Here is a 20,901-nt window from a genome sequence, read left to right as displayed (position 1 = left end):
ATTTGGATTATCTCAAGTTTATTCTCAAACTTGGGATATTCCTTTTGAGTTTTACATAAATAAAATTTGTTTAAAAGAGGTGAAAATTTTTTTTTTCCTCTTTTTTTGTGGCAAATATATTGCAACAAACTGAAAAAATGTAAAAACTCATGATAATTTTATTTTAAAAAATCACGACATTTTTAGTTTAATTAAAACAATTAATTTAACTAAAACAAAAAATAAGCAAAATTTCGTTAGAAGAAAAATAGCTGTCTGAACTTTTGGAATAAATTTTGAATTATATATAGTTATTTATGATGAAATAATCTATATTCAAAAGCAAGTTCTATTTTTTTCTATAAGAAAGTTTTGCGTAAAGCGTGGGTAGTTCGTAGAACTTTCGCGAACATTATTAAGTGTTAACTAGTTAATTATGCTAAAATAACTGTTATTGCGAAACAGGGGAGATGGCGATTGATCTCCCTGCTTAAAATAAACTTGAATATAAATAAAAATAAAAAAAATACTTATTAATCATCATATATCAAAATTGAAAAAAGAGATTTAATAGAATAATTTAAAAAATAATATCTTACTAAATTAAGTGATATTTTATAAAAATGCCAAAATATTTAAAATTGAATAAATAGGAATAGAAAATAGGAGGAAAAATGAATACACATAATGATTCAACAAAATATATATTTGTTACAGGTGGAGTTGTTTCATCGCTTGGAAAAGGAATTGTGGCTTCTTCTTTAGGGAGATTACTTAAAGAAAGAGGCTATAAGGTTACAATTCAAAAGTTTGATCCATATATAAATGTGGATCCAGGAACTATGAGCCCTTATCAGCATGGGGAAGTTTTTGTTACAGAGGATGGGGCAGAAACTGACTTGGATTTAGGACATTATGAAAGATTTATCAATGAGAATCTGACAAAGTATAATAATTTGACAACTGGGAAAATTATGTCAAAAATTATTGCAAAAGAGCGTCGTGGGGAATTTTTGGGAGGGACTGTACAAACTGTGCCTCACATGACAGATGAAATTAAGTACAATGTTATAAAAGCTGCTGAGGAGAATAACTCTGATATTGTAATTACTGAGATTGGTGGGACAATTGGGGATATTGAAAGTGATCCGTTTATTGAAGCGATTCGCCAGTTGAAAAGAGAAGTTGGAAGAGAAAATATTGCTTACATTCATGTAACATTATTGCCTTATTTAAAAGCAGCTGGGGAGCTTAAGACTAAACCTACACAGCACAGCGTAAAAATGCTTCAAGGACTTGGAATCTCGCCAGATGTGATTGTAGTGAGAAGTGAACATCCTGTTGATGAAAATATCAAGAAAAAAATCTCACTTTTCTGTGATATTGATGAAGAAGCGGTTATTGAATCGCTTGATGCAAAAAGCCTTTATGAAATACCATTAACCATGGAAAAATTAGGACTTGCCGATGTAATTTGCAAGCATTTTAAAATAAGAAATGAAAAGCCATTACTGACTGAATGGACTAAAATGGTGGAAAAATTCAAAAATCCTAAAAAACTTGTAAAAGTAGCAGTTGTTGGAAAATATATCGAATTAAAGGATGCTTACATAAGTATTCATGAATCAATAGAGCATGCTGGGTTTAATCTTGATACAAAAGTTGAAATTGACTATTTTAAGGCTGGAGAATTTGACGTGAAAAAACTGGCTGATTATGACGGAATTTTAGTGCCAGGTGGATTTGGCGACAGAGGAATAGATGGAAAAGTTGAAGCGATTAAATTTGCAAGGGAAAATAACATTCCATTTTTTGGAATCTGTCTTGGAATGCAAATGGCGTGTGTAGAATTTGCAAGAAATGTGCTTGGCTATAAAGGTGCTACTTCAACAGAATTTGAAAAGGACACTTCATATCCAATTATAAGCCTTATGGAAGAGCAAAAAGGTCTGAAAGATATGGGAGGAACAATGCGTCTTGGGGCATATCCATGTATATTAAAAGACGACAGTTTAGCTGCAAGAGTTTATGGAAGAACTCAGATTGCTGAAAGACACAGACATAGATACGAATTTAATAACGCTTTCAGAGAAGAATTTGAAAAAGCTGGAATGGATATCGTAGGATTATCTCCAGACGGAAATTACGTGGAAGTAATCGAAATAAAGGATCACCCATACTTCATAGCCTCACAATACCATCCAGAATTCAAAAGCCGTCCAAATCGTCCACATCCATTGTTCACAGGCTGGATAAAAGCGGCATTAAAGAAACGAAGCGAAAAATAATAGTAATTAATTGAAAAACAAATTAAGCAGGAAAATTTTTATTAATTAGGAGTTTTTCTGCTTTTTTTATAAATTTTAAAATAATTCTATATAAAACTGTTTTAAAACTGAATTCAAAAGTTATGACTATTTGACTCAAACCTTAAATTTGTATAATTTTTAGTAGTTTAATTTTAAATAGATTTGAGTATAAAATTAATAAAAAATAATTATTATATTATCTTCCGTTTAAAAATGAGAATAAATTTGGTTGTTCAATAGCTAATTCATAAACTGATTCCTAATCATTTAACTTTTTAATTTTTTCTTTTCGTAGGATTGCTCATTGCCGCAAATCCTACAACCTATGGCTAGACTACGACTTTTATTTGCCCAACTCCGAAACTCCTCCTTACAGTCGTCAAACAGTCGCAGTTGAACAAATAAAAGCTCCGTCGGTTTATTAAAACAAAAAAATTATATTTTAATTATTTTGAAATACTAGTTTTTTATCCTTTATTGGAGAAGTTTGTAATAAATTCGTTATTTAAATAGGATTTATTATAAGAAAAAACAATTATTAAACAAAACAGTTCAAAATATAAATTCACAGAATAGTTAGTTTGAAAATAAATAATAAATAAAAAAAGACAATCTTAAAAATAAGAAAGTCTTTTTTTCTAGTTCAATAAAACATATTTTCTATAACAAATCTATAAAAAACAATATTTTTATTTTACTTAATTACTACAAATTTATTAGTCTCTGATAGTTGCTAATAATTCTCCTAATACTTCAACTGCTTCATCAGCATCAGGTCCTTCAGCATGAACTGTAACTTCTGAACCGTTTTTAATTCCAATTGATAATAATTTCAATAAAGATTTTCCATTTACTTTTTTTCCTTCGTTTTCCACTTCTACTGAACTTTCAAATTCTTTTGCTTTAGCAACAAATACTCCACCTGGTCTTGTATGTAATCCTGTAGGATTTGTCATAGTAACTGTTTTACTTGCCATTTATTTATCCTCCTTAATTATATCTCTACCTTAATTTTACAACAGTTTTTGGTATTTGTCAATAAGTCTGAAAAACATTTTTTCTGTTAGTCAGTCAAACAATATAGTTTGTTTAGAAAAAAATTATTGAACATCAATTAATAAAGAGTGGAAGTTTGTATAAATCACGTTTCCTGGTTTACTATTTTTTATTTTTTTTAGAAATTTTCGTTCGCAGTAGTCGACTGTAACTTTGTCCCCTTTTTTTGCTTTAGAATATTCACAGGCAAGGTTTGCAGCGTGCAGGAGAACATCTTCTGGAACTTCCTTATTATTTCGTAAAATAAGGACATGGCTTCCAGGAATGTCTTTTATGTGCATCCAAATGTCGTTAGGCTGTCCTTTTGAAAAGGATATTTCTTCATTTTCCTTGTTGTTTCTTCCAACGAAGATTTGAAAGCCTTTGTAGTCAAACGACAATAAATCACGTTTTTTTGGTTTATTCAATTTAATTTTATTTTTTGATTTATGTCCATTATTTGTTAAATTCAGTTCGTTTTCAATTTCCTCGATTCCAATAAAATCAGTTTCTTTTTCGATAAACATTTTTATTTCCTCAAAATATCTTATTTCATTCTGAATGTCTAAAAATCTGGAATCTAAGGCTGAAATTGTACGTTTTCCTTTATTATACTTATTGTAATAAAAGTTTAAATTATCATTTGGAGATAAAAGTGGATCCAGATTTATCGTAATTTCCTCATTATTATAAAAATCAAAAACTGTAATCTTTTTCATTCCATATTTTATCTGATGCATATTCGCTGCCAAAATATCTCCAATATTTTTATATTTTTCAAAATTTTCATTTTTTTTCAAGTCAACTTTTATATTTTTCTTAATTTTTTTGAATTTTTTTATTTGTGAATCAACGTATTTTAGTAGATTTTTCTTTTTTTCACTAATAACGTTGGAAGTAATAGTTGTTTTAAAATAAGCATTTAAACCTTCATTTAAAGTTTCAAAATATTTTCTTTCATTTTCTAAAGTTGCATTTTCCTTTTGATTAAATTCAGAAAATTCGTTGTAAGTTAGCACTTTCTGGATTTTTCCACGATTTAAAATTTCGTACATTACTGGCTTATAACTGGATAAATATTTTTTAAAAGTGTGATAATCCTGAGAACATTCCAGTGCAAAGGCACGTCCGACACCTTCGATTTTTTCCATAAAAGTTTCAGTTTCAAATGGAAAATTTTCGTCTTCCAGATAAAGTGGCGAAATCTTTTTTTCCTCAAATGGCAAAGTATATCTTGCACCTGTCATAATAACACGGTTTCCAACATCAATTGAAGTAAAATAAAGCGCAGAGAGAATTTTATCTTTGCTAGTTAAGAAAATATTGCTCGCTTTTCCCATAATTTCAATAATTAATGTGTATTTTTCCACATCTCCAAACTGATTTAACTTCTCAAAGTCAAAATATACAATTCTATCAAAACCTTCCTGACGAATATTTATTAAAATTGAATTTTGTAAATATTTTTTTAGTGATAACAAAAATTTTGATTGAAAATCAGTATTTGGATCTTTTTCGTCTTTTAAGTAAAAAATTGTTGAATTGTCCTTTACTTGAAAAATCAAGTTATTCTTTCCAAAAAAAAGTGAAAATGAAACTCTATCATATTGAAAAATTTTTGTCAATTTATATCGTAATATTTTTTCTTTTATCTCTTTTATTAAAAATGAAATTCCAATTCCATCTAAATAAAGCATATTCCCTCCTTGATATATTTTATTTTTATCAAAAAAATCACAATTAGATTAATAACTGTGATTATATCTTTAAATTTTTAATTATTTCAAAATCTTTAAAACCTAATTTTTGAGCTTCTTCATCTGTTTTGTTACGGCATAATTTTTTTAAACTTTTTCTAATAGCCCCATCTGGGTATTTTAAATTAATTACAAAAGCTAAATATTCTAATATTAAAATTGATACTGCTATCCTATCGGATATTTTACCATTAACAAAATATAATTTGTTTTTAAATTCATCTAATATTTTGGGCTTTGTGGAAAATTTTATATCTACAATATTTGAATTATGAGCTGACAAGTTTCTAATTAAATTGATATTTTCCAACCAAGATAAATATATAATTCCAGATAAATTATGCTCTTTAGCTATTTTATTCTGATATTTTTTATATAGTAATTTATATAAATCTAGTATTTCCCCAAATGTCAAAATATCTGTTACTAGCCATATTGGTATTTTATTGTGACTTTGTTTGTATGTTTTAAGTAATTCATTTTTACTATTTCCTAAACTTCTATCTATTCTTTTTTTAAAATCTTTTTCTTTAAATGCTCGGAAATGTCTACAATATTCTGTTTTATCGACCCACTTATAGAAATCTAGGTATCCATAAGCTCCAAATTTTTCACCTATTAAATAAGAAAATTTAGTTTTTAATGAAATTTCGACTTTTTCGGTTAATCTTAATAAATTGATTCTTAAATTTTTATTTTCATAAAATCTAGTTAATATTTCATCAAAAGTAATGTCTTGTGTGTATTGTCCATCTTTAAAATAAGGTAACGAGCATTCTTTTAGTTTATAGTAATTTATAAATTGCAATATTTTTTCAGCTTTTTCTTCATCAGTAATAATCATTCCTCTATCTTTAAAGAGTTTTACTTGTTCTCTAAAAGTCAGAAATTCATCTCTTGCCATCATTTTCTTAAATTCTCCTAAAAAAAAGCCCTGCGTAGGTATGCAACCTTGTATTATTTAAAATACTGCAGGGGGTTTGATATAATTAATTCTACTCTATTTTTATAAAATTGTCAATAAAAAATCAAAAAATTTATCACAGTTACTGTATTTAATTGTCATTGTTCTTATGTTGTTTTATTATTATCTTATTCAATGATTTTGTAATAGTGGACTTTCTTAAAGAGCATTTTTTCTAACCATAATATTTTCTGCATCTTCAATATTTAGTATCTTCTCATCCCCATCTACGAGCAAAGTTATCAAATATTTATCAATATTTATAATTTTTATTAGCGATTTTATCATAACACCTTTTTCATTTAAATATTTTCTGATTGCAACACTTCCTTTTATTGAAGAAACTTGAACCAAATCGTCTTTTTCAAAATTTAGTATTGATTCAGGCTGAATATCTTTTTTGACTTTATCAAGATTTTTTACAATTGTTTCAAAAACCTCGATAAATGTTTCTAATTTCTTTGATGGAATATCATCTGTAATTTTTTCAAGAATATTTGAGTGAAAATCTCCATGATAGTTTAACGCAACTTTTCCTTTTGAAGTAAGTCTTACAAAAACTTTACGCCTGTCAATATCCGACCGGGAACGTTCCAGAAATTGTTTGTCAGTCAGCTTGTTTACGGCGACTGAGGCTGTTCCCATTGTAATGCCTAGTTTGTCAGACAGTTCATTCATTGTAATTTCATTTTCCCCAATCGCTTCAATAATATGAAGTTCAGATGTAGTCAAGCATTTAATTACCTGATTTAAATTTATTTCTTCAATTTTATAATATGTTTTATAGAATTTGTCTAATAGATTTTCTATTTTTTCATACATTTTAATTGTTCCTTTCTTACTTTATTTCTGACTTTTTCATAACTTTATTTATTTTTTAAAATTATTATTTTAAAGATTCAATTTTTTCTTTATAATTTCCGCTAAAAATATATGAACCTGCAACTAACACATTTGCTCCAGCTTCTTTTACTAATTTTCCAGTTTCAGCGTTGATTCCTCCATCCACTTCAATATCAATATTTTGGTTAATTTTTCGCAAATCTTTTATTTTTTGAAGCATTTTAGGAATGAACTTCTGCCCGCCAAATCCTGGATTTACTGTCATAATTAACATCATATCAATATTATCCAGATCATATTTTATAACATCCAGTGGAGTAGAAGGATTTAATGCAATTCCTACTTTTTTTCCAAAAGATTTTATTAGCTGGATTGTTCTGTTTAAGTGCTTTGTAGCTTCAGCATGGACTGTGATTATGTCTGAGAATTGTGCAAAATCTTCTATTAAGTAATCTGGTTCGTTTACCATAAGGTGAATGTCAAATACAAGATTGCTATGTTTTCGTAAAGATGAAATAACAGGAGCTCCAAAGCTGATATTTGGTACAAAATTTCCATCCATAACATCCAAATGCAGATATTCTGCTCCTAGTTTTTCCACTTCCGTAATTTCTTCTTTTAATTTGCTAAAATCTGCAGCAAGCAGTGAAGGTGCAATTATTGTCCTTTTTTCTTTAATCATAAAAATCAACTCTTTCCTTTTTTTATTTTTAAATTATTTATTAAATTTTATATTTTGTAATGAATATAGATAAAAATCATATCGTTCTTGCGAAATATTATCATTTTCCACATTTTCCTTTATTGCACAGTTTGGCTCGTTTACGTGAATACAGTCTCGAAATTTGCAGTTAGGAATAAATTCTAAAAATTCTGGAAATAACTTTTCCAGTTCCTTTTTTTCTTCCAGTTTTGGAAAGTCCAATGTCGAAAATCCTGGAGTGTCTATTATGTACGAATGTGGTGCTGACATAAAAAATCGGCTTTCTATTGTTGTATGTCGCCCTTTTTTTGTTTTCTGGCTGATATCATTTGTAACTAGTACTTCTTTACCAATTAGAGTGTTTATAAGCGTGGATTTTCCAGCTCCCGATGGTCCTGAAATTACAACTGATTTTTTATTTATATATTGCTGTAATTCCTTAATTCCAGTATTCGTTTCAGTTGAAATTGGGAAAATAGAAATTGTTTCTTTAAAAATTTGTCTAAACTTATTAAAAAATTCTTTCAGCTCGTCTTCTGAAACCAAGTCAATTTTTGATAATATTAGCACAATTGGAATATTTTGAGAATTTGCGTTTAACAGCATTTTTTGAAAATTGGTAAAATCAAAATTTGGACTTTTTATTGCAAATAAAATACCAATAAAATCAATGTTTGCAATTAGTGGACGATATAAAAAGTTTTCCCTTTTTTCAATTTTTTCAATAACTTTTTCCTTTTCGTCAAATTCTACAATATCCCCGATAATACAGTTCATTTTATCATTTTTTACTTTTAATGTTCCACGTAACTTGCATTCATAAATATTTTCTTCATTTAAATTTTTGGAATTTTCATCTAAAACATAGTAAAATCCTTTTATTTTTCTAATAACTTTTCCTTTAATAAAATATTTGGGAGAAATTTCAAAATAACATTCAAAATAACTCCCATCTCCTTTCTAAATTTTTAATCATTTTAACTATTCGCTGCTATCTTCATCGCCACCAGAATCATTATTATTTCCACCGCCTCTTGAACCATTACGTGGGGAAGACTGCGAATTTCCATTGTTTTGCTGCTCGGTACCTTGCCGATCCATTTGGTTAATGGTGTTGTCGATAATTCTTTCTATTTCTTGATTATCTATATCTTCCTGAGATTGATTAATAATTTCTTCTGTTGATTTTTCACGTTTTTTAGGAGCGGCTCCAGTATTTAACACAATTGATATCTTCTGTCCTCTCTGAATCTTCGTTCCAGCTGCAGGATTTGTAGAAATAATCGTATTTACAGGCAATGTTGGGTCACTTGTACGTGAAATATTTCCAATATCAAGTCCAATTTGTTTTAACAATTCTCTCGCATCGTTTAAGTCAAGTCCTGTTATATTTGGCATAACTGACGGATCTACCATTTGCTGTGAAGAAACCAGTATTGAAATTTTTTGGTTAATCTCGAGTTTTGTACCTGGTTTTGGATAAACTCCTAAAATTGTATTATATTTCTGGTTAGATGGATAATAATCAATTGTTTCTATTTGAATATTTTGCCCTTTTAACCGAGATCTTGCTTCAAGCAGTTCTAATCCAATAATATTAGGGACTTTTACATCTTCCCCATTATTTACCCAGATTCTTATAACTCTGTTTACCTTTACTTCCTTGCCTGGACGTGGATCCTGATTATAAACCGTATCCAGTGGTACTTTTTCTGTTTTGGAATTAATAACTTTGACTTTTAACCCAGCTTTTTTCAAATATTTTACAGCATCCTTCTTGTCAAGGTTCATAACATCTGGAATAACTGTAAGTCTAGTGTTAAAAAAATGACGTTCAAAAACATCCTTACCAAATCTTATTAATGCCACTAAACAAAGCAGTACAATAATAGTTCTAAAAAATTTTCCATAATTAAATTTATATTTTGTGGCCATTTTTCACCTCGTTATTTTTATTGTTAATTCTTTACTCTATATAATATCATAAATATTGAAAAAATGATATAAATTTATTTTTTTAGATTGTAATTCGTCTTTTATATTTTTTAAGAGATCTTACCTAGAAGAAATTGATTTATGTGACATATTACAAAGCGTAGTTTATACAAATATGGAATTTAATCTAATACAAGATAACAAAGAATTAAATGATGTTAAAAAGGTGACAGGTAAAATAGAGATGAAATTCTATAACAATTAATTTGGTAACTTTGTAAATCGAATTTTTAAGTATCCATACAAGATTTTCATAATAGGGTTGTTTAATAGCTAATTCGTAATTATTAAATTAAATTATTTTTTATATATTTTAATTAATAAAAATTTTTTCATATTATTATGTTTTTTCTTTTTATTTTCGTAGGATTGCTCATTGCCGTAAATCCTTATCTTGCAGTAAAGGTTTATCCTGATAATCAAAATATTTGGCAAGATTGCTACGCAATAACCTATGGCTAGACTACGACTTTTATTTGCCCAACTCCGAAACTCCTCCTTTCAGTCGTCAAACAGTCGTAGTCGAACAAATAAAAGCTCCGTCGGTTTATTAAAACAAAAAAATTTTTGATTCTTTTGATTAATTTTATTTTGAAATAAAAATAAAAACCCTCATTTACTTTTAATATACGTGTGTTATACTTATATAAAAGATATGGAATTTAAAAAAATAATAAATAAAAATTATGGAGGGAAATATGAAAAAGATAGCAATTGCACTTTTTTCACTGATGAGCATAATTTCGTTTAGTGCGAATGAGAATATTGTCAGAAAGATAAGTGTTACTGGGAATGCAGAAAGGGAAGTTATGCCTGATTTGGCAAAGATTAACTTTAAGATTGAGGAAAAGGGGAGTAACTTGAGTCAGACAACTAATGAGGTTAATAAAAAAATTGAGAAGTTTAAAAGTGAATTGAGAGCTAGGAAAATATCGCTTGAAAATTTGGAAACAAAGGCGTTTTACAATAGGAAAGGAATCGAATATCAAGATGATGAAGATATTCTGGATGTGAAAACTGTTCCAAATAAAACTGTCAAAAAGACTGATAAAAAGCCAACTTCTTATGATGTGAAAATGTCAATGCTAGTAAAAAATACAGCTTTTAACAAAATTTCAGCATTGATTGACTTGGAAGACGGGGATAATTTGCAAAGCATTCAGAAAAATTTTGATGAAAATACATTTGCATTTAACATAAATGAAAACGGAACAACGGTTGATCAAGTCTTAAATAAAGTATTTAACAAACTTAATACTTCAAGAAGAAAGCTGATTTCGGCTGGAATCCCTGAAAGTGATATTATTTTGAGCGATTATCAAATAAAAGAAAATTATACTGAAAATAAAGGTACAAAAAAAGATGTTTACTATGTTATAGATGAATTCGTGCTTACGACAAAAAATATAAAGGAACTTAATACAATAATTTCAATTGCTGATGATAATGGAATAAATATAAACGGCTCAATTAACTTTGACTTGTCAGACAAAGACAGAATTGAGTCAGAAATGTACAAAGATGCCTATAATCAGACAAAACAGAAGGCAGAAAGCATTTTGCGTTCCAGTAAGATGAAATTGGGAACACCGATTATCGTGAGTGAAGATGTGGAATTTCAGCAAAAAATGATTGACAGAATTGATCAGGCCTGGGAAGTAAAGTATGAAGCGGCAGCAGCACCGATGGCAGAATATTCAAATGCTAAACTCTCAGCTTATTCAGAGACAACATCTTTACGAAAGGATAGCAGAAGCTCAAGAGTTGACTATACTCCAAAACCATTAAAACTTGTGCAAAATATATCAGTTATGTATGAAATGAAATAACAAAAATAGCATAACTTTATATTTATACTAGACTATATTTAAAGAATGAAAATTAAATTTTAGAAAGGAATTTTAAAATGAAAAAAATAATAGCGTTACTTATAATGATTTTTTCAGTATTGTCATTTGCAGATGGCGAAGTTGCTGGAAAAAGAATACAGGTTAGAGGAGTTTCACAAAAGGAAATTATGCCAAATTTGGCAAAAATTGCCCTTACAATTCAGACTGAAAACGAAAGTCTGGATAAGGCAAGTGCTGAAAATTCTAAAATTTTAGAAAGATATAAAAGATTGCTTGCTCAGACTGGGACAAAATATAACAAGATTAATTCGACAGGATATTCTACCTATGAAACATATAATTGGGATACGGTAATTGAAAATAAAGGGAAAAAGGAATATAAAACAAAACTTTCAGTAGAAGTTGACAGAATTTCTCTTGATGCGTTGAAAAATTTTATGAGTGTTCTTGCAGCTGAAAAGATTTATTCCTTGAACAGAAGTAAAAACGGGACATATATTTTCACTGTTGAATCTCAGGATGCGACAAATAAACAGGCATACCAGAATGCAATGTCAAAGTTTAATGATATTCAGCAAAAATTGATCAAAGCAGGAATTCCCGCAAATTCAGTAAAAATCTCAGGATACGACAATAAGGAAGTGAGCCTTGAAAAAAGAACAAGCAATAAAAAAAATATCCAAGTCGTTTCACACCAGATAGAAGTTGAAACAAGAGATTTAAAAAATCTTGGAAACATCATAAATGTAGCAAGCACATTGGGAATCGGTACGACTGGGCAAATCGAATACGATATTGACAATAAGCAGCAGCTGGAAAATGAACTTTACGAAAATGCCTACAAGGAAGCCTTGAAAAAAGCCCAAGTTATCTTAGGAAAAACAGATTTAAACCTAAAAAATCCTGTTACAATCACAGATAAATCATACGGAGTTATCCAGCCTTATTACGATTACAACTACAATTACTACAACGAAGCCAGTTACGCAACTAATTTAGTGCAAGTGAAAAAAAGTGACAGAGAACTTCTCGATGAATCCACAAGAAGAAACATCGTAATTTCGCCAAAAAAATTAAATATTTCAAAAACTGTATACATTGAGTTTGAAATGAACTAAAAATCTAATTTAAGAAAACTGCTGTATTTATATAATATGGCAGTTTTTATTTTTTTATGAATAGCGAATATTTAATAAATTTTGAATAGGATACTATTTACTAATGAATTATACTCGAACCCGTTTAAAATTAAACTATTAAAAATTATATAAACTCAAGGTTTGAGTAAATATTCATAGCTTTTGAGTTCTGTTTTAAAGTGGTTTTACTATAAAGCATCTTGTTTTTTAAAATAGTTTTTAAAAAAAGTGGTATTGACTTTAAAACAAAATAGGGTTATAACAAATGTAATTTTAAACAATATTGTGAAGGAGAGGGAAATGGCAAAAAGTTACGAAGAAATAGCTAAAGAAGTAATAGAGGCTATTGGAGGGAAAGAAAATATAAGTTCATTTGTCCATTGTGCCACAAGGCTTAGAATTATGGTAGTTGATAAGGATAAAATTGATAAGGATAAGGTAGATAATATTGAAAAAGTAAAAGGAACGATGTTTAATTCGGGGCAGTTTCAAATAATCTTTGGGACAGGAATTGTCAATAAAGTATATGAAGCTGTTCAAGGAATTGGAGGAGTGAGCGAATCTTCAGTAGCGGATATGAAAAAAGAAGCAGTAAAACAGGGGAATATAATTCAACAAATTTCAAGAACATTTGGCGATATTTTTGTCCCAATTATACCAGTGTTGGTTGCAACTGGTTTATTTATGGGGCTTCGTGGATTATTAACAAATGAAAATTTATTAAAATTGATGGGAACAACGCCAGAAAGTATAAATCCTAATTTTTTAATGTATACACAAGTATTAACAGATACAGCATTTATTATTTTACCAGCGTTAGTTGCATGGTCTGCATTTAAAGTATTTGGTGGATCGCCTGTATTGGGAATTGTATTAGGTTCTATGTTGATTAGCAGTTCTTTACCGAATGCTTATCAAGTAGCATCGGGAGATGCACATCCAATAATGTTCTTTAAGTTTATTCCAGTAGTTGGATATCAAGGAACAGTTTTACCAGCATTATTCGTAGGTATGATAGGAGCAAAATTAGAACAAAGATTAAGAAAAGTTATCCCAGATGCATTAGATTTATTATTAACACCATTTATTGTATTTTTAGTAATGAGTACATTAGGATTATTTGTTATTGGTCCAGTATTTCACAGTCTAGAAAATTATATTTTAATTGTTACAGAATGGATTTTAAAATTACCGCTTGGAATAGCAGGAATAATAATTGGAGGACTTCAGCAATTAATAGTTGTAACAGGAGTACACCATATATTTAACTTCTTAGAAATTCAATTACTTGCAAAAGATGGATTCAATCCATTTAATCCATTATTATCAGCAGCTGTAGCAGGGCAATTTGGAGCAGTTCTAGCAGTTGGTATTAAGACAAAAGATGCGAAATTAAAAGCATTGGCATTGCCATCAGCATTGTCAGCAGCATTAGGAATTACAGAACCGGCAATTTACGGGGTAAACTTAATTAAAGGTAAAGGAAAACCTTTCTTAATGGGTCTTGCTGGTGGAGCAACAGGTGGATTTTTAGCTTCAATTTTTGGACTTAAGGCTTCTGGAATGGCAGTTACAGTAGTACCGGGAATGTTGTTATTCTTAAATGCACAAATGCCTTTATACTTAATTTCGATAATAGCAGCTTCAGGAGTAAGTTTTGCATTAACATATACAATGGTAAAACTTGATAAATAATAAAATTTTAGCGGGAGTCTTTAACTCCTGCTTTTTTTGAAAAATACCAAAAATAAGGAGAGTGACTGTTTATGAAAAAAAATCTAGTAATAATTTTATTTATTATGCTAATTGCTGGAGTAATTGGAAATGCGGTGACGCGTGGTAATAGAAAGAGAATTAGCAGGAAAAAAATTGGAAATGTGAAAGTGAGTGAAAAAACTGTGGATTTATCAAATTATGACGGGATAAGAAAAATTAACATTTTTGTACAAGGTTTTGAGAGCGGGCCTGCTGTGAGCAAGATTATTTTGGAAATGGATGATTATAAAATTACGAATCTTAATAAAAATGATTGGAAAGTAAGGACAAATGGGTTTGAGAGGAAAGTAACAAATGTGCATGTTTCAGATAAGAAAGGAGAGAAAGCCTTTGACACTGGGATTGTTACACTTGAATTAGAAAATAAGTTTAATCCTGATACCTTGAAATATGAAGGTTCGCCCTTTGCTTATAATAGACAGAAATTTTTTAATGAATGGGTAAAAGAATATGTTGTGGAAATCGAGGGGAAAACTACAATTGATGGGAAAGATTATTTAGTCAGTAAAAAAGAGGATGTGATTAATAATAGAGTTTCGGCTGATACAGAATTGTTTAATTACAGAAGTTCATTTAGTGGAAATTATAAAAACCCAATTACTAAAAAAATAGAAAATCTAAAACTGGAAATGGCAGCTTATGAGCCTGAAAACTTAAAATTGGGAGTAAAAAAACCTTTAATTATATGGCTTCACGGACAAGGGGAAGGTGGAACAGATCCTGATATTGATATTTTGGGTACAGAAACTTCGGCACTTGCGAAAGAGGAAATTCAGAAATATTTTACTGCAGGAGGAACTGATACAAAAGGAGCATTTGTTTTGGCTGTACAAACTCCAACTTACTGGATGGATGAAGGCGATGGGACTAATGGAAATGGAAGCGGAAATTCAAGATACACTCAAATCTTGATGGATACAATCAAGGAATACGTAAAACATAATCCGTATGTTGACACAGGCAGAATTTATCTTGCTGGAGATTCAAACGGAGGATACATGACTGTAAATATGATAATTACTTATCCAGACTATTTTGCAGCGGCAGTACCGATTTGTGAGGCGTATGCTTATCACGAATATGCAAGAAATAGCGACGGAACTTATAAGACAAATAATATTGAAGTTTCGGCAGGCGGTAAAAACAGTGCAGTTTCAAGATTTGTAGAAACTAAGAAACTGTGGGTAACAAAAGAAAAAATTCAGAAGATGAAAAAAACGCCAGTATGGTTCATTGCGGCGGCAGATGACGGAATTGTTACGCCGAAAAAATTCTCGCTTCCAACGTATAGGGATTTATTAAGGGCTGGAGTGGACAATGCGTGGTATTCGTATTATGAAAATGTAGTTGGGACAGATGTGCCAAATTCAAGATTTCCTGGACATTTTTCGTGGATATATTTTTTGAATAATCAAGTGGAAGGTGTGCAGAACAGGAATAAAATAAAAAATTCCAAAGATACCGAAACTTTTGGATTTGAGCCAAGTAACGCTGGAAAAGGCGGGAATGAAAAGGCCAATGTAAACGGGAAGACATTTAAAAATGTATTTGAGTGGATGAATTTTCAGAAAAAAAGCAATAATCATTAGTCAATGTTATTATTAATGTCGAAAATAGAATTGATTTTCATCAGAAAATTTAATAAAAAATAAAGTTATAACTAAATTACAATGCAATTTAAAATATTTTGGTAAAAGGAAAATTTTAAGTTCTATAAAAAATACTTGCAATTTTATATAAAATTGTAGTATGATGTAAAAGTAGAGAAGATTTTTAACATGAAGTTTAAAAATCAAAATAGACTAGAGAAAAGAGAGGTAAAAAAGATGGCAAAAGAAACATTGAATCCATTTGAGATTGCACAAAAACAAGTAAAATCAGCTTGTGATAAGTTAAACGCAGATCCAGCTGTGTACGAAATCCTAAAAAATCCAATGAGAGTGTTGGAAGTATCGTTCCCAGTAAGATTAGATGACGGAACAGTTAAAACATTTACAGGATACAGATCTCAACATAACAATGCGGTAGGGCCTTTCAAAGGTGGACTTAGATTCCATCCAAACGTAACAAGAGATGAAGTAAAAGCATTATCAACTTGGATGACATTCAAATGTTCAGTAGCAGGAATCCCTTATGGTGGTGGAAAAGGTGGAATGGCAATTGATCCTAAAGATTATTCTAAAGCTGAGTTAGAAAGAATTTCTAAAGGCTTTGCAAAAGCAATTTCACCAATTATTGGAGAAAAAGTAGATATACCAGCTCCAGACGTTAATACAAACGGACAAATCATGTCCTGGATGGTTGACGCTTATGAAGAAATTGAAGGGAAATCAGCAAAAGGTGTATTCACAGGAAAACCTTTAGAATTTGGCGGATCTCTTGCAAGAACAGAAGCAACTGGATACGGAGTTAATTTGGCAGCTAAAAAAGCGTTAGAAAAACTAAACATTGATGTCAAGGGAGCAACTTACGCTGTACAAGGATTTGGAAATGTAGGTTTTTACACAGCGTACTATGCACATAAAGATGGTGCAAAAATTGTAGCTTTCTCAAATGTTGATGTTGCAATTTACAATGAAAATGGAATTGATATGGAAGCTGTAATCAAAGATTTTAAAGAAAACGGATGTATTTCAGAAAACAAAGGTTACGGAAAAGATATTACAAATGCTGAGCTGTTGGAACTAGAAGTCGATGTTTTAACGCCATGTGCTTTGGAAAATCAAATTACTTCTGAAAATGCTGACAGAATTAAAGCAAAAGTAGTTGTAGAAGGAGCAAATGGACCAACTACTCCAGAAGCTGATGAAATCTTATTTAAAAAAGGAATCTTAGTTGTGCCTGACATTTTGGCAAACGCAGGTGGAGTTGTAGTTTCATACTTTGAATGGGTACAAAACCTGCAAAGTTACTACTGGTCTTTTGAAGAAGTTCAACAAAAGGAAAATGTGCTATTATCAGGAGCATTTGAAGATGTATGGGCTTTAGCGGCTGAATACAAGGTAGATTTAAGAAATGCTGCTTATATGAAGAGTATTGAAAGAATTGCAAAAGCAATGAAATTAAGAGGATGGTATTAATTTTTTAAGTTTTTGATATTAAATATTTAAATAAAGAACCTATTTCTATTTTTAATTATAGAATGGGTTCTTTTTTTGTAAAATTTATTTCATAATTTAAATTTTGCAGTAAAAAAGTTGATTATTTTAAAATGTATTGTAAAATAATAGAGTAAGAAATAATTTTAGGAGGAAAATAAACTTATGAAGCAAATATTTATTATATCTACGACTTATACAAAATCACTAGAGGAAGTGGGAAAATTTAGACAGGAGCATTTTGAGTTTATTCAAAAAAATATTGATGCTGGAAAATTTATTGCTGGCGGACGGCAAAATCCTCCAACTGGCGGGCTTATTCTTGCGTTCAATGTAACTAGGGAAGAGCTTGAGGAAATATTAAAGGAAGATCCGTATTACAAAAATAATTTGATAGAAACCGTGATAACTGAATTTACACCTGCGTTACTGGATAAGGAATTTGAAAAATATTTTAATTAGGCTTCCGATCTTGAAAACTTTGCATATACTCAAACCTATTTAAAATTAAAATGCTAAAATTATATAAATTTAGGGTTTGAGTAAAATTTTAGTTCGGCTTTAAAGCAGTTTTACTGTACAAGTGCTTAAAAGTTAAGGAATAGCAGGTGTTAATTGTTGTTTAGCATAACTGAATTTATTAAAAAAAATGAATAGTTCACTTTTCTTATTTATTATGATATACTAAATTAAATTTTGGGTATAACAATAAAAAAAGGAGGCAAAATTATGTTTTTAGAGAGAACAGAGCGGCTGGCGTTAGTTGATTTTGACAATAAGCACATTAATTATATTGATTTGATAGATAATATAAAATATTTTTCTGAGTATGTAGTTGAATTGGGAAAGGAGAAGTTTGGACTGATTGTTATGGAAAATCGTCCAGAATGGATTTACAGCTTTTTTGCAGTATGGGATAAAAAATCAGCTGGAATCGCCCTTGATGCCAATAGCAATTCAGGCGAAATTTTATACGTGCTGGAAGATTCACATCCAAACGTAATTTTCTGCTCAAACGAAACAGAAAAAACTATTTTTGAAGCAGTTGAAAAATATAGTTCAAAAAATACTGTAAAAATAATAAATGTGGATAAGATTACAGTTGAACAGGGAAAAATGAATGCTATAAAAAATATGCAGTTTGAACTCGAAAATCCAGCTGGAGATGAAACAGCGGCTATGCTTTATACTTCAGGAACAACTGGAAGTCCAAAAGGTGTAATGCTGTCTTTCAATAATTTAAATACTGAAATGGAAGGACTTTATGAAAAAGGAATATTTGATTACAGAGATCAGATTTTGGCAATATTGCCGTTTCACCATGTTCTGCCTTTGACGGCGAGCGTTCTTTTGATGTTAAAATATCAGACTTCAATTGTATTTGTAGAAAAAATTGCAAGCAAGGAAATATTTGACGCTCTTGAAAAAAATAGAGTAACTGCAATAATAGGTGTGCCAAGAGTATTCAAGCTATTTTATGATGGAATAAAGCAGCAAATTGACGCAAAATTCATTACACGGTTTATTTACAAAATGATGAGCAATGTCAAATCATTGAAGATAAAAAGAAAAGTCTTTGCAAAAGTTCATAAAAAATTTGGTGGGCATCTTGACTTTATCGTTGTCGGTGGAGCAAAAATGGATCCTGAAATTTCAAGGTTTTATGAAACATTAGGATTTTACGCCCTTGAGGGTTATGGACTTACCGAAACTGCACCGGTTATCGCTGTAAATTCAAAAAAAGAAAGAAAAATCGGAACAGTTGGGAAAAAACTTAATAACATTGAAATAAAGATTGTGGATGAAGAACTGTGGGTAAAAGGTCCGATTGTTATGAAAGGCTATTACAATAAGCCTGATAAGACTGCGGAAGTAATTACTGAAGACGGATGGTTCAAGACAGGAGACTTAGCGACAATTGATGAAGAAGGCTATGTTACAATTCGTGGAAGAAAAAATACAATGATTGTTCTTTCAAATGGTAAGAATATTGATCCAGAAACGCTTGAAAATAGAGTGGTTGCACAAAGTAATGGATTAATCAAGGAAATTGGTATTTTTAATTACAAAAATAAGTTAGCTGCAATAATCGTTCCAGATTTGTTGGAGTTTAGAAAACGTGGGATTACAAATACAAAGGCTTATATAAAAAATATAGTGGAAGATTATAACCTAAAGGCACATAACTACGAAAAAGTGCTTGATTACAAGTTATTTGAAGAAGAATTGCCAAAAACTAGAGTTGGAAAGACACGTAGATTTATGCTGCCAGACTTATATGAAAAAAATGAGATTGTAAAAAAAGAAAAAACGCCTGAACCAACTGATGAAGCATATAAAATATTAAAGGAATATGTCAAGAAAAATAAAGGAATTGAGCCACAGCCAGAAGAAAATCTGGAACTTGAAATCGGAATGGATTCACTTGATATTGTGGAATTTTTTGCGTTTATAGAAAACAGTTTTGGAATTCAGCTGGATGAAGAAAAGTTTGCTGGAATGCCCAATTTAAAACTATTATCTGAATACATCAACCAAAAAGCTACAAAATTTGAAGACAACGATATTGACTGGAAACAGATTATAAGTGAAACAAAACCTATAGAGGACAATAAAAACCGTTGGGTAACAAAATTTTTAAAAATATTTCAACCAATTGTCGATTTATATTTTAGAGTAAAAAAAATTGACAGGAAAAAATTAACAGACAATCCGCAAATTTTTGTATCAAATCATCAAAGTTTTGTAGATCCATTAATTCTAGGATCACTATTTCCAAATAAAATTGTTTTTAATACATTATTTTTAGCAATTGACTGGTATTTTAAAAAAGGTGTAATGAAACTTCTTGTTTCAAATGGAAATGTCGTTTTAATTGATATTAACAAAAATATTAGAAAAAGTGTAGAAGAAATAGTCGGATACCTGAAAAGCGGGAAAAGCATTGTAATTTTCCCAGAAGGAGCAAGAACAAAAGATGGAAAAGTTGCTCAATTTAAAAAGGTATTTGCTATAATTGCAAAGGAACTGAATGTCGATATTCAATGTCTTGGAATAAAAGGTGCATTTGAAGCATATTCAAGATATATGAAGTTCCCAAAACCGAAAAAAATTGAAGTAGCAGTGCTGGAAAAATTCTCGCCAGAAGGAAGCTATGATGAAATTACACAAAAAGCAGAAAAAATTATAAAAGAATATGTTGAGAATTAAATTTATTTAAATTATTTTTTTATATATGCAGGAATGTCTCATAAGATAAAGAAACATTTTTTATTTTTAAAAACATTAATTTAATAAAAAAATATTTTAACTTATGAGACAACCTAAAAAAACACAATACTAGTTATTAATTACTAAATTTTGAATAAAAATTCAAAAAAAGTTTATTTTTTTATTTTTTATAAAACTAGTATGTAAGCGGAAAAAATAAGAAAAATAAGAGAATGTTAAAAA

At 29.7% G+C, this 20,901-nt stretch carries 15 protein-coding genes; 8 read left to right on the top strand and 7 right to left on the bottom strand.

The features are described from left to right. Positions 1-653 precede the first annotated feature (653 nt). Complete coding sequence (locus BQ5344_RS01050) at positions 654-2,267, top strand: CTP synthase (protein ID WP_071123814.1); 1,614 nt, start codon at positions 654-656, stop codon at positions 2,265-2,267. 737 nt (positions 2,268-3,004) lie between these two features. Here the strand turns inward: BQ5344_RS01050 and BQ5344_RS01045 are convergent. The 7 genes from BQ5344_RS01045 to BQ5344_RS01015 form a co-directional block, all read right to left on the bottom strand. Beyond that, positions 3,005-3,265, bottom strand: coding sequence for an HPr family phosphocarrier protein (locus BQ5344_RS01045; protein WP_006805017.1), 261 nt, complete (start codon positions 3,263-3,265; stop codon positions 3,005-3,007). 123 nt (positions 3,266-3,388) lie between these two features. Continuing rightward, a complete protein-coding gene (locus BQ5344_RS01040; protein ID WP_071123813.1) occupies positions 3,389-5,020 on the bottom strand; it encodes an Rqc2 family fibronectin-binding protein in 1,632 nt (543 codons plus the stop codon). 61 nt (positions 5,021-5,081) lie between these two features. Continuing rightward, positions 5,082-5,987 (bottom strand): Abi family protein, encoded by a 906-nt coding sequence (locus tag BQ5344_RS01035; protein WP_071123812.1) that lies wholly within the window; start codon positions 5,985-5,987, stop codon positions 5,082-5,084. Between the two features lie 216 nt (positions 5,988-6,203). Further along, on the bottom strand, positions 6,204-6,866 hold the full coding sequence (locus BQ5344_RS01030; RefSeq protein ID WP_071123811.1) for a MarR family winged helix-turn-helix transcriptional regulator: 663 nt from the start codon (positions 6,864-6,866) through the stop codon (positions 6,204-6,206). A gap of 64 nt (positions 6,867-6,930) precedes the next feature. Then, positions 6,931-7,569 carry a ribulose-phosphate 3-epimerase gene (gene rpe, locus BQ5344_RS01025; RefSeq protein WP_071123810.1) on the bottom strand — a complete coding sequence of 213 codons (639 nt, stop codon included), beginning with the start codon at positions 7,567-7,569 and terminating at the stop codon, positions 6,931-6,933. Between the two features lie 33 nt (positions 7,570-7,602). Then, complete coding sequence (gene rsgA, locus BQ5344_RS01020) at positions 7,603-8,472, bottom strand: ribosome small subunit-dependent GTPase A (RefSeq protein ID WP_235846087.1); 870 nt, start codon at positions 8,470-8,472, stop codon at positions 7,603-7,605. Between the two features lie 99 nt (positions 8,473-8,571). Further along, positions 8,572-9,525, bottom strand: a complete 954-nt coding sequence (locus tag BQ5344_RS01015; protein WP_071123808.1) for a PASTA domain-containing protein — start codon at positions 9,523-9,525, stop codon at positions 8,572-8,574. 758 nt (positions 9,526-10,283) lie between these two features. Here BQ5344_RS01015 and BQ5344_RS01010 point away from each other — a divergent pair. The 7 genes from BQ5344_RS01010 to BQ5344_RS00980 all read left to right on the top strand — a co-directional run bounded on the left by BQ5344_RS01010 (position 10,284) and on the right by BQ5344_RS00980 (position 20,658). After that, positions 10,284-11,414 (top strand): SIMPL domain-containing protein, encoded by a 1,131-nt coding sequence (locus tag BQ5344_RS01010; protein ID WP_071123807.1) that lies wholly within the window; start codon positions 10,284-10,286, stop codon positions 11,412-11,414. Between the two features lie 77 nt (positions 11,415-11,491). Then, positions 11,492-12,553: an SIMPL domain-containing protein gene (locus tag BQ5344_RS01005; protein ID WP_071123806.1), complete on the top strand. Its 1,062-nt coding sequence runs from the start codon at positions 11,492-11,494 to the stop codon at positions 12,551-12,553. 321 nt (positions 12,554-12,874) lie between these two features. Then, a complete protein-coding gene (locus tag BQ5344_RS01000) occupies positions 12,875-14,269 on the top strand; it encodes a sucrose-specific PTS transporter subunit IIBC (RefSeq protein ID WP_071123805.1) in 1,395 nt (464 codons plus the stop codon). A gap of 71 nt (positions 14,270-14,340) precedes the next feature. Next, positions 14,341-15,939 carry a prolyl oligopeptidase family serine peptidase gene (locus tag BQ5344_RS00995; protein ID WP_071123804.1) on the top strand — a complete coding sequence of 533 codons (1,599 nt, stop codon included), beginning with the start codon at positions 14,341-14,343 and terminating at the stop codon, positions 15,937-15,939. 237 nt (positions 15,940-16,176) lie between these two features. Further along, positions 16,177-17,430, top strand: coding sequence for a Glu/Leu/Phe/Val family dehydrogenase (locus BQ5344_RS00990; protein ID WP_071123869.1), 1,254 nt, complete (start codon positions 16,177-16,179; stop codon positions 17,428-17,430). A 183-nt stretch (positions 17,431-17,613) separates the two neighbouring features. Further along, positions 17,614-17,910, top strand: coding sequence for a YciI family protein (locus tag BQ5344_RS00985; protein ID WP_083378167.1), 297 nt, complete (start codon positions 17,614-17,616; stop codon positions 17,908-17,910). A 267-nt stretch (positions 17,911-18,177) separates the two neighbouring features. Next, positions 18,178-20,658 carry an AMP-binding protein gene (locus BQ5344_RS00980; RefSeq protein ID WP_071123803.1) on the top strand — a complete coding sequence of 827 codons (2,481 nt, stop codon included), beginning with the start codon at positions 18,178-18,180 and terminating at the stop codon, positions 20,656-20,658. Positions 20,659-20,901: the final 243 nt, after the last annotated feature.

Origin of the sequence: Leptotrichia massiliensis, from assembly GCF_900104625.1 — a bacterium.
In the GTDB taxonomy this organism is placed as follows: Bacteria; Fusobacteriota; Fusobacteriia; order Fusobacteriales; family Leptotrichiaceae; genus Leptotrichia; species Leptotrichia massiliensis.
The sequence above is the reverse complement of the archived record's forward strand: the minus strand, read 5'-3'. Positions and strand labels throughout refer to the sequence as shown.